At 48.8% G+C, this 18,211-nt stretch carries 17 protein-coding genes; 5 read left to right on the top strand and 12 right to left on the bottom strand.

The window, feature by feature from the left end; genetic code table 11:
• Window positions 1–72 precede the first annotated feature (72 nt).
• Window positions 73–588, top strand: a complete 516-nt coding sequence (locus FCL47_RS20220) for an NUDIX domain-containing protein (RefSeq protein WP_136815534.1) — start codon at window positions 73–75, stop codon at window positions 586–588.
• Between the two features lie 169 nt (window positions 589–757).
• On the opposite strand, the gene glnA is transcribed toward FCL47_RS20220, so the two are convergent.
• The 4 genes from glnA to FCL47_RS20200 all read right to left on the bottom strand — a co-directional run bounded on the left by glnA (window position 758) and on the right by FCL47_RS20200 (window position 6,607).
• Window positions 758–2,086, bottom strand: a complete 1,329-nt coding sequence (glnA, locus tag FCL47_RS20215) for a type I glutamate--ammonia ligase (protein ID WP_136815533.1) — start codon at window positions 2,084–2,086, stop codon at window positions 758–760.
• A gap of 245 nt (window positions 2,087–2,331) precedes the next feature.
• Window positions 2,332–4,917 carry a [protein-PII] uridylyltransferase gene (glnD, locus tag FCL47_RS20210; RefSeq protein WP_240744320.1) on the bottom strand — a complete coding sequence of 862 codons (2,586 nt, stop codon included), beginning with the start codon at window positions 4,915–4,917 and terminating at the stop codon, window positions 2,332–2,334.
• A 3-nt stretch (window positions 4,918–4,920) separates the two neighbouring features.
• Entirely contained in the window at window positions 4,921–5,259 is a 339-nt protein-coding gene (locus tag FCL47_RS20205; protein WP_136815532.1) for a P-II family nitrogen regulator, read from the bottom strand.
• A 127-nt stretch (window positions 5,260–5,386) separates the two neighbouring features.
• Complete coding sequence (locus FCL47_RS20200; RefSeq protein ID WP_136815531.1) at window positions 5,387–6,607, bottom strand: ammonium transporter; 1,221 nt, start codon at window positions 6,605–6,607, stop codon at window positions 5,387–5,389.
• Window positions 6,608–6,941: 334 nt separating this feature from the next.
• Between FCL47_RS20200 and mtnA the strand changes: the two genes are divergently transcribed.
• Both mtnA and FCL47_RS20190 read left to right on the top strand, forming a co-directional pair.
• Window positions 6,942–8,054, top strand: a complete 1,113-nt coding sequence (gene mtnA, locus FCL47_RS20195) for an S-methyl-5-thioribose-1-phosphate isomerase (RefSeq protein ID WP_136815530.1) — start codon at window positions 6,942–6,944, stop codon at window positions 8,052–8,054.
• A gap of 144 nt (window positions 8,055–8,198) precedes the next feature.
• Entirely contained in the window at window positions 8,199–8,558 is a 360-nt protein-coding gene (locus FCL47_RS20190; protein WP_136815529.1) for a PilZ domain-containing protein, read from the top strand.
• A gap of 36 nt (window positions 8,559–8,594) precedes the next feature.
• Here the strand turns inward: FCL47_RS20190 and FCL47_RS20185 are convergent, their stop codons facing one another.
• From FCL47_RS20185 to FCL47_RS20165, 5 genes are read right to left on the bottom strand one after another with little or no spacing between them, the layout of a single operon-like run.
• Entirely contained in the window at window positions 8,595–10,010 is a 1,416-nt protein-coding gene (locus FCL47_RS20185; RefSeq protein ID WP_136815528.1) for a mannose-1-phosphate guanylyltransferase/mannose-6-phosphate isomerase, read from the bottom strand.
• 33 nt (window positions 10,011–10,043) lie between these two features.
• Window positions 10,044–11,402 (bottom strand): phosphomannomutase, encoded by a 1,359-nt coding sequence (locus FCL47_RS20180; protein WP_136815527.1) that lies wholly within the window; start codon window positions 11,400–11,402, stop codon window positions 10,044–10,046.
• A gap of 19 nt (window positions 11,403–11,421) precedes the next feature.
• Window positions 11,422–11,784 (bottom strand): PilZ domain-containing protein, encoded by a 363-nt coding sequence (locus FCL47_RS20175; RefSeq protein ID WP_205747383.1) that lies wholly within the window; start codon window positions 11,782–11,784, stop codon window positions 11,422–11,424.
• Window positions 11,785–11,803: 19 nt separating this feature from the next.
• On the bottom strand, window positions 11,804–12,577 hold the full coding sequence (locus tag FCL47_RS20170) for a UPF0280 family protein (RefSeq protein ID WP_205747382.1): 774 nt from the start codon (window positions 12,575–12,577) through the stop codon (window positions 11,804–11,806).
• A gap of 10 nt (window positions 12,578–12,587) precedes the next feature.
• Window positions 12,588–13,205 carry a CvpA family protein gene (locus tag FCL47_RS20165; protein ID WP_136815525.1) on the bottom strand — a complete coding sequence of 206 codons (618 nt, stop codon included), beginning with the start codon at window positions 13,203–13,205 and terminating at the stop codon, window positions 12,588–12,590.
• A 146-nt stretch (window positions 13,206–13,351) separates the two neighbouring features.
• On the opposite strand from FCL47_RS20165, the gene FCL47_RS20160 reads away from it, so the two are divergent.
• Both FCL47_RS20160 and mutM read left to right on the top strand, forming a co-directional pair.
• A complete protein-coding gene (locus FCL47_RS20160) occupies window positions 13,352–14,188 on the top strand; it encodes a 4'-phosphopantetheinyl transferase superfamily protein (protein WP_136815524.1) in 837 nt (278 codons plus the stop codon).
• Window positions 14,166–14,996 (top strand): bifunctional DNA-formamidopyrimidine glycosylase/DNA-(apurinic or apyrimidinic site) lyase, encoded by an 831-nt coding sequence (gene mutM, locus FCL47_RS20155; RefSeq protein WP_136815523.1) that lies wholly within the window; start codon window positions 14,166–14,168, stop codon window positions 14,994–14,996. The genes FCL47_RS20160 and mutM overlap by 23 nt, the downstream gene beginning before the upstream one ends.
• Before the next feature lie 9 nt (window positions 14,997–15,005).
• Here mutM and FCL47_RS20150 read toward each other — a convergent pair whose 3' ends face one another.
• The 3 genes from FCL47_RS20150 to FCL47_RS20140 all read right to left on the bottom strand — a co-directional run bounded on the left by FCL47_RS20150 (window position 15,006) and on the right by FCL47_RS20140 (window position 17,672).
• Window positions 15,006–16,244 (bottom strand): molybdopterin molybdotransferase MoeA, encoded by a 1,239-nt coding sequence (locus tag FCL47_RS20150; RefSeq protein WP_136815522.1) that lies wholly within the window; start codon window positions 16,242–16,244, stop codon window positions 15,006–15,008.
• 24 nt (window positions 16,245–16,268) lie between these two features.
• Window positions 16,269–17,243 (bottom strand): VanZ family protein, encoded by a 975-nt coding sequence (locus FCL47_RS20145; protein WP_136815521.1) that lies wholly within the window; start codon window positions 17,241–17,243, stop codon window positions 16,269–16,271.
• 102 nt (window positions 17,244–17,345) lie between these two features.
• Window positions 17,346–17,672 carry a hypothetical protein gene (locus FCL47_RS20140; RefSeq protein ID WP_136815520.1) on the bottom strand — a complete coding sequence of 109 codons (327 nt, stop codon included), beginning with the start codon at window positions 17,670–17,672 and terminating at the stop codon, window positions 17,346–17,348.
• Between the last annotated feature and the right edge of the window lie 539 nt (window positions 17,673–18,211).

Raw genomic sequence — 18,211 nt, 5'->3', positions numbered from 1 at the left:
CTTTTTTGCTGGCTTAACGCGATGGCAAGCAGCAGGGCCACCATGCAGACTGTCTGAAAGGAGCTGACCATCATGGGAAATGAGAGCCGTCGAGAAATTTTCGATATAGTTGATGAACATGACAAGGTAACCGGGCAGGCTTCCCGGCAGGAGGTCCACAATGACCCTTCCCTGATTCACCGTGTCGTGCATGTACTGGTTTTTAACCCGGCTGGAGAGTTGTTCCTTCAGAAAAGGAGTCCTTTCAAAGATGTGCACCCAGGCAAGTGGGATACCTCTGTGGGGGGGCATGTGGAAGCGGGAGAATCATATGAACATGCGGCATTAAGAGAGATGAAGGAAGAGCTGGGAATCCAGGAGACCAAGCTGGAGTTCCTCCATACCTATCTGCACAGAAATTCTTATGAATCCGAGTTTGTCCGCTCCTACCGGTGCTGCTGGGACGGCTCTGTCAGGACTGATCCAAAAGAGATAGCAGAGGGGCGCTTCTGGTCATTAAAAGAGATAAATGATTCAGACCAACTCCTCTTTACTCCCAATTTTCTAGACGAACTAAAGAGGTTCAAAAATCTGTGCCCCTCGGTTTAGCTGATCGTTATTCCGCAAGCTCTGCCTGGATAAGCATAATTGGCAAGTTCTGCAACACCAATCAAAAACCCAAAAAGCCCGCACTCCTCAATAGCGGAGTGCGGGCTTTTTTACCACATCCTGGGCAAAGTTCAGAGCAAACGATGCAATCTCGCCCTGTTTTCCAATATTAGTACACGCTTAAGTATTTTTCCAGCTCCCAATCGGTTACTGCAGTTCTGAAACTATCCCACTCTTTCTCTTTTGCCTCAATATATTTTTCCCAAATATGCTCTCCCAAAGTTTCTTTGCTCAACGGGTTGGTTTTCAACTCATTGATTGCTTCCTTGAGGCTACCGGGCATAACAACAACGCCACATTCATCCATTTCTGCAGAACTCATTTTAAAGATGTCACGTTTCACTTCAGCCGGCGGGGTAAGATTGGACTTCACACCCTCAAGCCCTGAATTCAACATCATGGCGAAAGCAAGATACGGGTTACAAGCCGGGTCCGGACAACGGATTTCAGTTCTGGTGGACAGGCCGCGCGCTGCGGGGACACGAATCAGTGCAGAACGGTTAGATACAGACCATGCACAGTAAACAGGAGCCTCATAACCAGGAACCAGACGCTTGTAAGAATTCACAAGCGGATTGGTTACAGCAGCAAAGCCTCTGGCGTTTTTGAGTGCCCCGGCAATGTAGGAGTATGCGGTTCTGGAGAGTTGGAGAGGATCAGACTCGTCAAAGAATGCGTTGGTTCCATCCAGATTGAAAAGAGACTGGTTGGTGTGCATTCCAGAACCGCTGGTACCAAAAATTGGCTTTGGCATAAATGTTGCGTAAAGACCATATTTGGAGGCAATTGACTTGACAACCCACTTGAAAGTAACCGTATTGTCAGCTGCGGTCAGCGCATCGGCATACTTGAAATTTATCTCATGCTGACCTTCGGCAACTTCGTGGTGAGATGCTTCAATCTCAAAACCCATTGCCTCGAGGGTCTCAATCATCTCACGACGACAGTCGTTTCCGGTATCATCAGGATCGAGAGAAAAGTAACCGGCGACATCGTTGGTAATAGTAGTGGCGCGCCCCTCTTCATCTTTTTCAAAGAGGAAGAATTCACACTCGGTACCTACGTTCATGATATAACCGAGCTCCTTTGCTTCAGCGAGAACACGCTTGAGGTTTACACGTGGGCAACCTTCAAATGGGGTTCCATCGGCCTTATGAACGTCACAGATAATACGCGCAGCAGAGATACCATCTTTATTTCTCCATGGGAGAACGGTGAAGGAGTCATAATCAGGCTTGAGGTACATATCTGACTCATTAATGCGAGCAAAACCATCAATGGAAGATCCATCAAACATAATATCCCCATCCAAAGCCTTTTCAATCTGGCTCTTTGGAAGTGCAACGTTTTTCATAAATCCGAAGATATCGACAAACTGAAGCCGAAAGAACTGGATATTTTCGTCTTCTACGACTTGCATAATTTCTGCTCTAGTCATTTGCACAATCCCTTTATTAATCGTGATTTTATTCCCGCTGTCAGTTACTAACTACATGCAACTAGAGCGGATTAATTTTCTGATATTTCTTGCAGCAGACAAATGATATTTCATTACATTCTTGTCATTTTACAACAAAGCATGCCATTCTGGAGGCACTATAATCTTTTCCTTTCGGCCTAACCCTGATAAACGAGATAAATACCTTCACGAATCTGATTTGTGAAAATTTCAGACATGAATCCCTAAGGTACCAAACCTCCGATACAGTGCAGAATCCCCTGCTTAATCTCGTTACAATAATCATCCTCTTCCAGCTTTTGCCCTCGCGAATCAAGGACGTAAAATACATCAATTAACAGCTCAACCTCTGTTGCGATATAGGCTTTATGAATATTCAGGCCAAAATCAGCCATCGTCTGGGTAATATGGTAGAGCTGGGCCGGCAGATCCGCAGCATACACCTCAATTATCGAGTATTTATCCGACCCCTCGTTATCGATCACGACCTTGGAGTCCACATCCCCGACAAGCTGCGTCCGGCGGCCATAGGTCGAAGACTGCTTGCTGTAAAGGCGGTGGCTCAGCCCCATTCTATGCTCAATGGCGAGATCAAGCTGTTCATTCAGATCCTCCCAGTCTCTTTCCGCAAAACTCAGACCATTAGTTGAACGAACATTAATCACATCGACCACGGTACCGTCGTCCCAGGTAAAAATCTGCGCCTTGACAACGGATAGGTTATTAAGGGTCATCACCCCACAAATTTTAGCCAGCAGCCCCGACCTGTCTTTGGTCATAATCAGCAAGGACCAATTTTCCGCATCCTTTCCTGCGATTATCAAAGATTTCTGGCGGATGCGCTGATAATTGTCTCGTTGGGTCAGCACATGCCCGGCGATAACCTCGGGCGAAAAAGAGAGGATATAATCGGCACTCAGAGTCTCCGGATCAATCCGCAGGTCGTCATTTCCCTGCAACAGCCGCCGAATCTGTTCACGCAACCATTCCACACCCTGTTCCTCACGCACAGTCGCATCGCCAATTTCCAGCGGGCCATGATCCAGACACGGATATACTTTCAAGTACAATTCTTCCATCAGACTGGCTTTCCAGTCACTCCATGCCGACGGGCCGGTGGCTTTTGAATCGGCAACCGAGAGAAGATACAACATGGAAAGTCGATCGTTATCACCGATTGTCTCAGCACATTTTTGTATAAATATCGGATCATTCAAATCCCGGCGAAGGGCATTCTCAGGGATAAACAGATGATATCTGATGAGAAATTCAAGAGTGCTGCGTTCGACTTCCGTCAGGCAGAACCTCTCGCCTATTGCTCCAGCCATTGTCGCCCCTTCGATGGAATGATCCCGACCGGAGCCCTTGCCAATATCGTGCAGGAGAGCTGCAAGATACAACACTCTCAAATCACTGATGTTCTGCACCACACTGGTCCACTCGGCAGCCAGGGCATGCAGTTCCACCACCGCCTGCAGGGAGTGTCGATCAACGGTATATATGTGGTAGAGATCATGCTGAGCCAGGCTGGTAATTTTGGTAAACTCGGGAATGCAGGCGGTCAATACCCCAGTTTCCAACATAGTCTCCAGCACCATTCCGATATCTTTTGCCTCAAGAAACAGTGCGAAAAAGGTTTTGGCAAATCGTGGCGAGGTGCGTTCTTTATCGGTGATTAAATCCAGAAATCCTGAGATCGCCTTGCGGGTTCGGTAGTGCATTGGCAGGCCGGTCCTGGCCATGGCTAAAAATACCCTGATGATCGTCTGTGGCTTGGCCAGAATCTGCGATCTTCCGGCGATAAGATGCACTCGTTCAGCCCTGATTTCTATGCCATTTTCTATGATCTTATCTGCAGCCATCCTCCCTCTACCGGCCAAACCCAGGACCTCATCCACATGGTCAAAAAAAAGATCACTGGTAACGCTGACGGTCTGCAGGGCGCTGTAGACATCGCGCATAAAATGTTCAACTCCGCGCACGCCACCCTTTGCACTGTACCCGAAGGCCTTGGCCACCTCCTCCTGCTGCTCAAAATAGAGCTGATCGTTTTTGCGATTACTGATAAAATGCAGATGACATCGCAATCGCATCAAGGTATCCCTGGCCTGCGCAAATTCCTTCTTTTCGTCCTCCAGCAACAGCCCCGCGCTTGCGATATCATCCAGGCTATTGAGCCCAAAAACAACCCTGGCGGTCCACATCATCGCCTGAATATCCCGCATCCCGCCCCGCCCTTCTTTGATATGGGGCTCAAGGAGATAGCTGTGGCTGCCGAAACGTTCTCGACGGCTCTGCCGATGCCCCTTCATTTTTTCGACAAATTTTTCACGATGACCATCAACATATTTTTTGCGATATGCCTTCAGCAATTCCGCGAAGAGATCTTCCGAGCCGTAGATCAACCGTGCATCCAGAAGTGCTACTAAAAAAAAATATTCTTCCTGAGCATGCTTGATGGACTCGGCAACGGTCCGAACGCCATGGCCAATTTCCAGCCCGGTATCCCAGAGCGGATAGAGCACCGCATCGGTCACCCGGGATATCTGCTTTTTCACCTTCGGGTGATAGAGGATCATCAGATCGATATCCGAAAAAGGATATAATTCCCTCCGCCCATATCCACCAAGCGCAACCAGAGCTATCCGGCCCTCGCAATCAGCTATTTCCGCCTGCTTATAGCTGTTGACGATATATTCATCTATCATCCGGCTATGGTCGAGGAGAAATGCATTGCCGCCACTGCCGACTCCGCTTTTTATCCAACTCTTCTGCAGAGACTCCCGTTCGGCACGAAATACTGCAATCATACATCACACCGCATCGCGATCTTCTTCTCCTGTTCGTACCCGAACCACACGTTCAACCGGCACAACAAAAATTTTACCGTCGCCAATCTTGCCGGTATTGGCTGCCATTCTGATGGCATCGACCACCTGACTCACCTGACTTGCAGGCACAACAATTTCAATTTTAACCTTAGGAATGAAATCGACAACATATTCTGCGCCACGATAGATTTCTGTATGTCCTTTCTGCCGGCCATACCCTTTAACTTCAGACATGGTCATCCCGGTAATACCGATACCGTTCAAAGCATCTTTCACATCGTCAAGCTTAAATGGCTTTATAATTGCCTCTATTTTTTTCATACCCTTTCCCTTTTTAGAATCTTAGAAATAATGGACTTGATTCCACAGAACCTGACCTCGCACTGCCCGTTCTACACCCGGTAAAGGTTACATACTATATCGTTATCTGCACATCGGCAAGCTTCAGTTAGCTATTATAGGCAGTTTCCGAATGTTCTGTAGAATCCATTCCTTGCACCTCTGCATCTTCGCCAAGCCGCATACCCAAAGTCCTGTCAATAACCTTAAAAAGGATCCAGCTGATCGCAAAGGCATACCCGGCAACAACCACAACACCCAGCAGCTGTTTCCCCACCTGAGAAGCATTTCCGAAGAAAAGGCCATCAACACCACCGGGATTCGCGGACGTTGAGGCAAAAAAGCCAAGGCAAATAGTCCCCACTATGCCACCTACTCCGTGAATGCCAACCACGTCAAGGGAGTCATCCAGACCGAGTTTTGATTTGGCATTTACCGCCAGATAACAGACCACGCCGGCGATGCAACCAATAATAATGGCCGAGTTTGGTCCGACAAAACCCGCAGTGGGGGTAATAGTTGCCAAACCCGCAATCGCCCCTGAGGCAGCACCGAGGGTCGTTGCCCTTTTCTGGGCAATCCACTCCATGACCACCCACATCAACATTCCCGCCATACCGCCCAGATGGGTGGCCACAAAAGCGGTTGCGGCTACCTCATTGGCGGCAAGAGCGGAACCGGCATTAAAACCAAACCAGCCGAACCAGAGCAGCCCCGTGCCGATAATGGTCATTGGCAGACTGTGCGGCATAAAACTGGTTTTGCCATACCCTTTGCGGGGACCAAGCACCAGAACACCGGCCAGGGCAGCAGCACCGCAGGTTGCATGAACAACAAGCCCCCCGGCAAAGTCAAGAACCCCGAGATTCGCCAGCCAACCGCCTTTCCCCCAAACCCAGTGGCAGACCGGATTGTACACAAGGACAGCCCAGAGCAGTGAAAAAGCAAGAAAAGGCACAAACCGAACCCGCTCGGCAAAAGCCCCGGTAATCAGCGCCGGGGTTATTATTGCAAACATACATTGATAAATCATGAACACGGTCTGGGGAATAGTCGTTGCATAATCAGGACTTGGCGCATTGGTCACCCCAGACAAGGCGAACCAGGAAAGATCACCGACAAAGCCTCCCACATCCGGCCCAAAAGACATGGAATAGCCAAGATACACCCACTCAATGGATACGAGAGAGATCAAAATCAGGCTCTGCATTATGGTGCCCAAAACATTTTTCCTTCGCACCATTCCACCATAAAACAGGGCCAATCCCGGGGTCATCAAAAGTACCAAGCCTGCAGCCGCAAGGATAAACGCGGTATCTGCCTTATTCATATGCTTCCTCCGTATTGATTTTTTTATCTGATCTCAGGTTCTTTCAATGATTGTGCCACCCCGCCACGGAGGATATATGTTATTGATATATATACTATTAATACAAAATGGATTCAGATAAAACGAGAAATATGCAACATAACTGTAATTTTCTTCAATATTCATTACATTTTTGTGGCATTAATCTCATTTTTTAACGAAAATGATGAAAAACCCGATGGTGCTGCATCGACATCGGGCGGGATAGTTTTATTTTTTGTATTGCAGTGGATGTGGTATAATCCAGGCAGTGAGCAATCTTTCGTATCGACAAACTTCTTCAACTTTCTCGCCCATGCAAATAAACAACAGACACTACCGGACAATCTGGCCCGACCCTGACAACAGTCGGCAGATCTGCATCATAGACCAGAGGCAACTCCCTCATGAGTTTGTTATCGAAACGCTCACCTCCCCGGAGCAGGTGGTCACTGCCATAAAAGACATGCATGTGCGCGGGGCAGGACTGATTGGTGCAACCGCCGGTTTTGGCATGTTCCTCGCATCACTCCAGGCGCCCGACATGGGTTTTACTTCCTACATGGAAAAATATGCAAAAACTCTCGGCAGCAGCAGACCGACTGCGCGCAACCTTGTTTGGGCCATTGACCGGGTTCTGGCTGCAATCGCCAAAGATACTGATATCGAACAAAAAAGATCTACCGCTTTTGCCACCGCCTGCGCCATCGCCGACGAAGACGCCCTGTTTTGTCAACAGATTGGTCAACACGGCCTGGCAATCATCGAAGAGATAAGTCGCAAAAAGCAGGGGGCTCCGGTCAATATCCTCACCCACTGCAACGCCGGCTGGCTCGCCTTTGTTGATTATGGCAGCGCCACTGCACCAATTTATGCGGCGCGCGATGTCGGCATCCCCGTGCATGTCTGGGTAGATGAAACCAGACCCTGGAATCAGGGGGCACGGCTCACCGCCTGGGAACTGCAGCAGGAAAATATCGCCAACACCCTCATCTGCGACAACTGCGGAGGCCACCTGATGCAAAATGGCATGGTCGACATGGTAATTGTCGGTACCGACCGCACAACGCATACCGGCGATGTCGCCAATAAAATTGGGACCTACCTCAAAGCGCTGGCCGCAAGAGACAACAATATCCCCTTTTATGTCGCCCTCCCTTCGTCAACTTTTGACTGGAAACTTGACAAGGGGATGCACATTCCGATAGAACAAAGATCAGGGGAGGAAGTCACCACCATCTCGGGAAAGGATGCCCAAGGGGCTATTACCACCGTAACTTTAGCCGCAGCAGACACAAAATCGGCTAATTACAGTTTCGACGTGACCCCAGCCAGATTAATAACCGGACTCATCACCGAGCGTGGAGTGGTAAAGGCTGAAAGACAGGCAATCCACCGACTCTTTCCGGAGAACGGCACAGGCAGGTAAGCCGTATCCAACAAGTACCCTGGCTGGAGAAATACTTGAAATGACAATGCGTTCATTCCCCTTATAGGGGGAAATACCCCGTAACGAAAACGATGGAAGTAATCATGTGATTTCGAAACGGTTCCCAAGCATCCAGGAAGGCTTATGAAACACCGAGAACAGAGAAAATTCATCCGTTACGATTCGTTGCATCTCCTTGATTATCTCGTCTTGGATGAGGATGGCAATCCAGGTGTCTACTCAATGGGTCGAACCATAGATGTCAGTATCGACGGGCTGAAACTGGAAACGACAACGCCGTTTAAAGCCGATACCCGCCTGCGTATCACTGTCGGCATTGAAGACGACCTGGTCGATCTGGAGGGCCGCACAACCCACTCATTGCCGGTTGACGGACGTTATGTTTCCGGTATCACATTTCTCAAGATTACCAAAAACGGCAGGCGCGTCTTTGCTAAATACGTCGAAGCATTTCGACAGCGAAGACAGCAATTAGGGGAATAGCAAGACGGGACCGCCATACGGCGATCCCATTAGTTATTATTTGTTCAGACCTTGTCGCCCGTACACATCATCAAAGCGGACGATATCGTCTTCTCCGAGATAGCTGCCATTCTGCACTTCAATCAGCTCCAGGGCAATAACCCCTGGATTTTCCAATCGATGCACAGTGCCGGCCGGGATATAGGTAGACTGGTTTTCATAGAGTAAAATTTCATCCTCTCCATTAACGATGCGGGCTGTTCCGGAAACAACAACCCAGTGTTCATGGCGGTGGTGGTGCATCTGCAGGGACAGTTTTGCGCCAGGGCTTACGGTTATGCGTTTAATCTGAAACCGTGGATGCTCTTCCAACACGGTATAACTGCCCCAGGGCCGATAGACGGTGGTATGTAGACTGAACTCCTTTCTGTGCTCATGTTTCAGCCTGGTAACCACCTTTTTCACATCCTGAGACCTCGAGAGTGGCGCGACGAGAATGGCATCGGCAGTCTCAACAATCAGGGTGTCTTCCATCCCAACTGAGGCGACCAGCATATTTTCTGATTTTACCAGGCAGTTTCTGGTATCCTCCAGCAGCACATCTCCACTTGTGACATTACCGTTCTCATCTTTTTCCAGGACATCCCACAAGGCCTCCCAGGAGCCTATATCGCTCCAGCCGAGATCGGCGACAACAACAGCGGCATTGGTGGTTTTCTCCATCAGAGCATAATCAATTGAATCATTCGGGCACTTCTCCATCGCACTCTGTTCAAAACGGAAAAAACGTCCATCTCTGGTACCATTTGCCACGGCCTCAATCATGCAGGAGAGCATTTCTGGCGCAAATTTTTCCATTTCCTGCATAAAGGTCTTTGTGGTAAAGACAAACATACCGCTGTTCCAGAAATAGTTGCCCTTCGCGATATAGTCACGGGCAACCGAAAGGTCTGGTTTTTCCTTGAACGAGACAACACTGTTGCCCTTGCCCTGTTCTATGTAACCATAGCCGGTCACTGGTCCGGTTGGCTGAATACCTATAGTGACCACAGCGCCGTCCTCGGCGAGTTGAGCAGCCTGCAGGACAACTTCTGCGAACTTTTCTGCATAGAGGACAACATGGTCCGCCGGCAGAATCAGCAGGATAACGTCCTGTCCCAGTTGCCGGCAGAATTCGGCTGCTCCGCAGATTGCCGGAGCAGTATTTCTGCCTATTGGTTCGAGCAATATGGAAAAATCTTTAAAACGGCCCAGCTCCTCTATCTGGATCTGCGTTATAAAACGATGTTCTTCACCGACAACTATTACCGGAGGCAGAATCTCCGGGATACTCGTCACTCTAAGCAGAGTCGTCTGCAGCAGCGAGGTATGATCGATAAGCCGCAAAAGCTGCTTGGGATACAATTCTCTTGATAAGGGCCAAAGTCTCGATCCCGTCCCGCCTGCTAAAATCACTGGTTGAATTTTGGTCATGTGGTTCCTTACATTTTATAACAATTGTTGTGGCTAGCCAATAAAACTGAGTAATTCTGCGATTTTTTCCTGCAAAAGCACAACATCTCCCCTGCTTTCGACATTGAGACGAAGCAGAGGCTCGGTATTCGATTTACGAATATTAAAACGAAACCCGGGATAGGAGATGGAGAGGCCATCGGTGTAATCTTTCTCGCCATCGCTATAGCTCTCTTCGATCCGGGCAATTATGGCGTCCGGGTCAGCCACCCGGTTGTTGATTTCACCGGACACCGGGAAAGCAGACATTCGGTCCGCCACAAGTTCGGATAGTTTTTTTCCTTCCCGGCAGAGCAGGGCACCGACAAGAAGCCATGGGATCATGCCTGAATCGCAATAGCCAAAGTCCCGGAAATAATGATGGGCGGACATTTCACCGCCGTAGACGGCATTTTCCTGACGCATCCGTTCTTTAATAAAGGCGTGCCCGGTCCTGGTCATCACCGGGATGCCGCCCGCCTGCCGCACCTGCTCTTCCGTACTCCAGGTCAGTCGAGGGTCATAGAGAATTTTGCCGCCAGGTTCTTTTTTAAGCATTTCCCTGGCCAGCAGGCCTACGATATAATAGCCTTCGATAAAATTTCCCTTTTCATCCCAAAAAAAACACCGGTCAAAATCACCATCCCAGGCAACGCCAAAATCAGCGCCATGCTCCCGAACTGTTCGCGCCGTTTCGGCTCTCTTTTCAGGCAGTAGAGGATTTGGCACTCCATGAGGAAAACTGCCGTCCGGTTCATGATGCACGCGTATAAACTGGTAAGGGAGATGCGCGGCCAGCAGGTCGACAATGGCCCCGGCACAGCCATTCCCGCTGTTGACCACAATCTTTAAAGGTTTGAGTTTTGGGGTATCGATATATGTAAGCAAGTGCCGAACATAGCTGTCCTTGTTATTGCGGCACTCGAGTTGGCCAGGCGCTGTTCCAGGGAGAGGCAGACTGTCGGCCGCGATCAGCCGCGCCATCTCTTTAAGCCCCGATTCCCCGGTCACCGGACGAGCCCCTTTCACAACAAATTTCATCCCATTATAATCGGCGGGGTTATGGCTGGCTGTGACAATTACTCCTCCATCGATCCCTGCCGGCTCCATACTGAAAGCGGCGTGATAGATCTCCTCAGTCCCGCACAGCCCAAGATCGAGGACATACGCCCCCATATCCCGCAATCCGCCGATCAAAGCCTGGGCAAGATCTTCGCTGGAGAGCCGTATATCGCGACCGACAACCACTTTTTTCAGGTTGTACACCAAAGCAAAGCTTCGTCCGATCTTCCTTGCCAGCTGAACATTCAGTTCTTCCGGCACTTTTCCCCTGATGTCGTACGCCTTAAAGCAGGAGAGAGATTCTGTAGTCAATTTTATTTTCCTGTTGTTATTATTTTTTCTGGCTGAAATCCTTGAGCAGCGCGGCAATCAGGCTCCGGATGGCTGGCTCAAGATCGTCTAACTGGAAACCAGCCAGATAAAAGTTAGGATCGGTATCGCTTTTACACCACCTGCTGATAGCCGAAAGCTCAACATCATCATGGTCTTTCATCCTGTTTGGCAAACTCATGCGAAGAGAAAAGGTCTTACCCACCTTAACCGGTTCGTCACATATCAACATAAATCCTTTTTCGGAGATATCGACAACATGGCCGATAATTTGTTGGTTCTTTCCATCAAAAACGCGTAGATAATAGACGAGATGCCAGCGGTCGGCATTTCGCTCAACCATTCCACCAGGCTGTTTTTCCATATCGGCCATCGTTTACCCTCTATTCTCTCAGGTTGATGAGTTCAACATCCCCCACGGCACCTATTTTTTCCCCACAGATCACGACCACACCCATCACTCCGATAATTTCCCGACTTTTCGCCAGGGCCCTTTTAATCCCCGCACTGCCGCCTGCTCCACGGCCAACCTCATTACCAAGACGGGTTGCCGCAGCATCGGCGAGTGGTGTCGACCTGGCAATGACCGTGACAGAATCGGCCAGACCAAAACTCAAAGAATGACCAACCGTCCCGGATGAGGTGCAGACACCAATCGGCATATTACTTCCAGCCAATCTCACGCCGGTTTTAAGACTAAGAGACGATTCACCGGCAAAAATGGCCACGGTGCAATCCTGGCTTCGGTTAATATAAATATCTCCGCCGTTTTCCACCATCACTTCCCTGCAGCCGCTTTGCAGCAAACCCCGACCGACATATTCGGCAACCGCTCCCGCCACCGCGGCCATAGGACCGACCCCGACACTCGTACCGGCGGCCAGCATTGCCTTGACAATCGGCGCAGCCAGAGAGTCGGCGGGCAGCGGCGAGAGTGACGTGGCAAATTCGGAATGCTGCCGAATATATTTCTCAATCTGCAAACGATACTGCAGAACCAGCTTCAGGGCCAGATCGGTGACGTCGCGATCCGCCAGGATATGCAGATCAGTTTCCTTTATTCGCACAAAAGAAGAAACAAGGGTACCCGGCCCGGGGAGAGCTCGATATGTACGCTCTCTATACGACTCAGGTTTTTTGGCTTTACCGCGCTTCACAAAAGAATAATTATTTTGCTACGGGTTTGGTAACTTCAATTTCTTTTCCGGCTGCGGGCTGTTCTTTTGCAGTTGGCGTGAGAAGATCCTTCACAGCATCTATAGCGATTGCCGGTTTCTGCTGCAGAAGCGACTTGCGCGCATCTTCATCCCGGATCAAGGTCCGGGTGAACTCGGCCGCATTATTCAAGGTATCGCAGGTCACACAGGTTTTGAGCATCTGATTTTCCGGGGCGAGAATTGTGCCGAGGCCTATATGCAGCAGAACCGCCAGGATGATCGCCTTGGCAAAACCAACCACTGCGCCAAGCAGATGATCGAACCAGCTGGTAATAGTCATTTGAATCACAAAGCCCATGGCCTTGCCGATGAGCATTACCACCACGTACGTGATGACAAAGAGGATGACATAACTGGTAAGAAAGACTACTTTGGGGTTTTCTGATATGTCGCGTAAAACAGGAAAAATCCGGTCATGATACTGGCTGGCTGCAAAATAACCAAGATAGAGAGCGACGAAGCCGGTTACCTGCTTGAGCAACCCCAGCCACATGCCTCGTCCAACAAGGAGAACGAAGAGGCCCAAGATGACCAGGTCGTATGTTGTCATACCTGCAAATGCGTGCATAAAAGACCTCTGCTCACAATGTAATGAGCGCCTTAGAAAAATTTACCCCAGGCACTTTCCTTTTTTCTCAGGGTTTGACTTGCCTCAGGACCTCGTCCCTACCCGAAAAAGTTAGCAGGAACTGTTGAAATTGCAAGCCTTTTCTCATGAACACCAAAATTTCAGAAATGGACACACAGCTCAAGAATCTTTTCCCCATACCATTCAAAAAAGGGGTAAGTGAAATTTTTGGCGAACCAGCACTCAACCCGGTTCTCCTTCGTCTGCTGCCTGCACATATTACCGCAGGGCAACTCCAGGAGGCAGCAGGCTTGACAGAACAGCTCACCAGTAAGGAAAGCATCATTTATAACGGCTACAGGTTAAACAAAAGGCGGGCGGAATATCTCACGGGGAGAATCTGTGCCAAAATAGCTGTTCAAAGTTTTTTAAGCCAGGCCAAAATTCATCCAGACCCCCTCTTGCTGCCGGACATTGAAATCGCCAACGCCGAGAATGGGCGTCCAACAGTCCATCTTCTTGAGCAAAAAACCGATTTGCTCAAGATGGATATTTCAATATCGCACAGTGGCAACTACGGTGTGGCAATAGCAGCCGGATCACGATGTGGCATTGATTTACAGATGCAAAAGTCGACCCTGCTGCAGGTACAGGAAAAATATTGCCATGCGACGGAATATACATTGCTTGAAGCATTTTTGCCCAACTATGGAGTACTCACCAGACAGACAATTCTATGGGCCGCCAAGGAGGCGGGGAAAAAAGCTTTGAGCCATTGGCAAATGCCCGGTTTTTTGGACTTAGAGATGTGCTCACTCCAAAAGTTTCCCGACTATATTACCCTTTCCCTGCGGGTAAACAACACCAGGCACACCCTGTTGCCCAGCGAAGTAACCGTTGCGGCTGGTATTTTTGAAGATTACGCGCTGGCCATCTGTCTGGTTCGCGAGGAGGCCGGCAATGCCCGAACTGCCAGAAGTTGAAGTTGTCTGCCGGGGGCTCCGACCGTTTCTGATTGGCCACACGGTCAACGCCATTCACTGGAGCGGCAAGAAGCTGCGTCATCCGGTCCAGATGGAAGCCATGCAGCAGGCAGTGATCAACCGGAAAATCACCACGATCGAACGCAGGGCAAAATTCCTGCAGATCAGCCTCTCTTCAGGTGCGATGCTCATCATCCATCTGGGAATGACCGGAAACCTGGGAATATTTCCACCTTCAACCAGGCACGCCAAACATGACCATGTGTGGTGGTCCCTCGATAACGGCACGGAACTTCGCTACAACGACAGCCGTCGCTTCGGCTCCATCCGATTGCTCACCCCGGAGGAAGTGGCCAACAGAGAAGAAACGATCTTCAAGACAGCCGGCCCGGAACCGTTCAGCGATCAGTTTTCCGCCAGATATCTGCACGCACTCGCCAAAGGCAAGAGCCTGGCCGTCAAACTGTTTATCATGACCAATCAAAACGTCGCTGGAATCGGCAATATTTACGCCAACGAGAGCCTTTTTGCCGCGGGCATACGGCCAACAAGAAAGGTACAGACCCTCACCCTGAAAGAATGGGACCGCCTGGTGACTGAAGTGCGCAGGGTTTTGGGTTACGCCATCGAATGCGGCGGATCAACCATCAGCGACTTCCTCAATGCCAGCCAGCAGCGGGGATATTTTCAGATCAATTTTAAAGTATATGGCCGGGCGGGAGAAACGTGCATCGTATGTTCCGATAAGATCGAGAAACAAACAATTGGTGGGCGCGCCAGCTACTTTTGCTCGAAATGCCAGAAGTAAGCATCTCGGTTACCCTTCCCGCAATCCGGCACACTGATCAAGAGCTAAATGCACTTCAACCAGGTCACCTTCAGGATGATGTGTTTGTCCCGGCGGCAGGACAATGAAACAGTTGCCCATTTCCAGCCGTTCGGCAAAACGAACGAAACATCTCCCCGCCGCCACAGTTAGCATGCCATCCTTCAGGTGCAGCACATCATTTCGTTTCATGCTGATGGCATGCTGCAAATGTGCCTGCACTTTTTTGGGCCAAATATCTGTTACACCCTGCATAGCATATAACGCCGGTCCGATCAATTCATTAAGGAGGGTTCGCACGGCATGAGGTGGACCAGGCAGACCAAAACAAAGAGTCCGCCCCAGGATGCCAAAGAGAAAGGATTTCCCCGGCCGCATTGCAATCGCATTAAAAATTACCTTTCCGCCGGCCTCGACAAAAGCCCTTTCAACCAGATCGTATTTTCCAGGCCCCATCCCCCCGGTTGTAATCATCGCATCGAGGTGCGTATCTGCGGCCACTTTAGCAAAGAGTTCAAAAAGATCCTGGGCATTATCACGTATTATACCCATATCTTCCGGGCAACCACCTGCCGAAGCAATCAGACCTCTCAGGAGAAACGAATTGGACGAAACCTTCTGACCACTTGCCAACTCCTCGGTCCCGGAGATGAGCTCACTGCCAGTACAGACATAACCGACCACAGGTCTGCAGCTCACCGAAACAGCCTGTATGCCACATGACGCCAGTAAGGCGAGATGACCTGACTGCAGCGCTTCGCCAGCGGCGACAAGGCTTTCACCCTGCGTTATTTCGCTGCCGATTTTGCGGATAAATGTTGTTCTGGTCTGCAACAACCGTCCAGGAACACAGACAAAACCATCTTGTTCAACACAGTCCTCAAATGGGACAACGCGGGTTCCCCCCTCCGGCACACACCCTCCAGTCATAATCCTGCAGGCGGTGCCTGGCAATATCATGCCTCCGCATGGTTTGCCGGCGGGAATCTCATGCACAACCTGATATTGATCTATTTTTTGCCCGCAACCGCCAATTACGCGGATAACAAATCCGTCACGGGTCGATTCATCATATGACGGCAGAGATATGATTGCCGGAACATCAGATGAGGTGATTCGCTTCTGACCCTCATTGAGACCAACGATTTGACTCGGCAAAGGATGAATTGTCGCTAAAATTGCCTGCTTTGCCTGTCGAAAACTGAGAGAGTTCTTTTCGTTTCCGTTCATAATAACACGATAGTCAGTAGCGCTTTATAATAAGCGGACATTATCTAAAAACAAAATACGCCGTTCATTTTGGTTCATCACAAAAATGCCAAAGCCACTGATTTTTGTGATATCCATTTTACGGCCTTTGAGCCCATTTATAATATCTGCCATAGGAATAATAATTTCATTCCAGCCGTGTTCCAGAACAGTCTTCCCGTTATAACGATCTGTAAAGCGTTGCTCCGTAACATTATGCTGAGAATCATGTACACGATAATGCAAGACAATCTGCCGCCCTGGATTAAACACACTAAAGGCCAGACCTCTTTTACCACTCCAGTCTCTGGGAAAATGATCAAGTGACACACCAGAATACTTATCGGTTGTCAGGGTAATTTGACCCGAATATCCACCTTGCAATCGTGGTGCAGACACCCTGTGGAAACCGACCCCAGGACCACTTGTCCACCGACGGAATTCGGCCTCGCACTCAAATCCGGCAAGCAAAGGAAACGCTTTGTAGCTTCGATATTCATCAGTGAGAGCAAGCAATAATGGAGCAAAATTGTAACTCACAATAATAATCAGCAAAAATCCACTCAGGATCGCTTGTAAAGGCGGCTGTCGGCGACTCGCTTTCCAAAACAGCACTATCGCTCCCCCCGACAGGTCTCTGACAACATCACTCAAGGAGCAAGATCGGCTTGTAATGTTTAGTTGAATTAACTCGATACCGACACCAACAAACAACAATATGAAAAACGTGAAAAGGATTCTAAAAAAAATCGATCTATTTTGTGCCCACCAGTAGCTGTCAAGCACAAGAGCGAACATGGCAAAAAAGAACAAATGGCCAAGGTTCCAAAATTCTTTCACTGATCGTGGGTCGTAATAATCTGCTCCTCCAATAAAAAAAAAGGGGAATACAAGCAACAAGATAACCACAAACCATCGGCGCCACATTCTGAACAGATAATTATAGCTATCAGTATTCCCTGATCCTAACCAATTTCCCACCAGTTTTATCCCCTGCAAGATATTTTTCTTACCATTTCAACATATTAAAAGACGTTGTGATGATAAAAACATTTAGACAACGCCGCAAGTGAAGTATCTGATTTACAAAAGCATCTCTTTATATATAGCTACTGCTGAGCTGAGGTCGGTCGGCAAGATATTCGCAGAGTTTTTGCCCACGGGTATTTGATGCACAATCTGCCACTGAGTTATCTCTGCATCAAAACTGTCAACTGCACCAACTCCAAATCCGTCACGAGTCGATTCCTCAAATGACGGCTGAGGTATAACTGCGGAAATATCAGCTGAAGTAACTGGGTGCCGAACACCGTGTAGGCCAACGATCTCATCAGATAATCGATATATAATTGCTAAAATTTTGAGCAGTACCTGTTGAAAGCTGAAAATCTTCTTGTCGTTTCTATTCATAGTAAAATGATAGTTGAAGGACATCTGCAAGAGGTGAATATTACCCAGAAACAGAACACATTGACAACATGTTTCATTTTATTTCTTTTAATATTTACAATGGCTTTCTTCTCAATTCTGTGAATGACCTTCTCATCCAAATTCTTTTATAACGAGTATCGCATGACCACGTCCATTGCGGAATAAATGTAAACCTTCACCAATACAGAATAGAGGGAGAATGGTTCTATTGAACCGAGTGTGAAAACATTGCAACCTAGGCGCGCATTTTTTGCACTTTCCTGACAGCATAAATGGAGGAAGACTTCCGAGAGAATTCTATCTACCTGCAACGACAACTAAATATATCACACCCTCCATGGCACACCCCTTGCTTAAGCACACGTGACTTAAGAAATATTTTCAATAAGGTTTATATGATTTGGAAATTAATATCATGAAAACGAGTCTCTGCTGTGAGTGGAAAAATCTGGCAAAAATTTACATTTGGACATCAGGTAGAGACAACGATAACCGGCGAAGATTAAATAATTTATCCT

The sequence above is a fragment of the Desulfopila sp. IMCC35006 genome (assembly GCF_005116645.1).
Lineage (GTDB): Bacteria > Desulfobacterota > Desulfobulbia > Desulfobulbales > Desulfocapsaceae > Desulforhopalus_A.
This window is presented reverse-complemented; position numbering and strand designations above follow the sequence as displayed.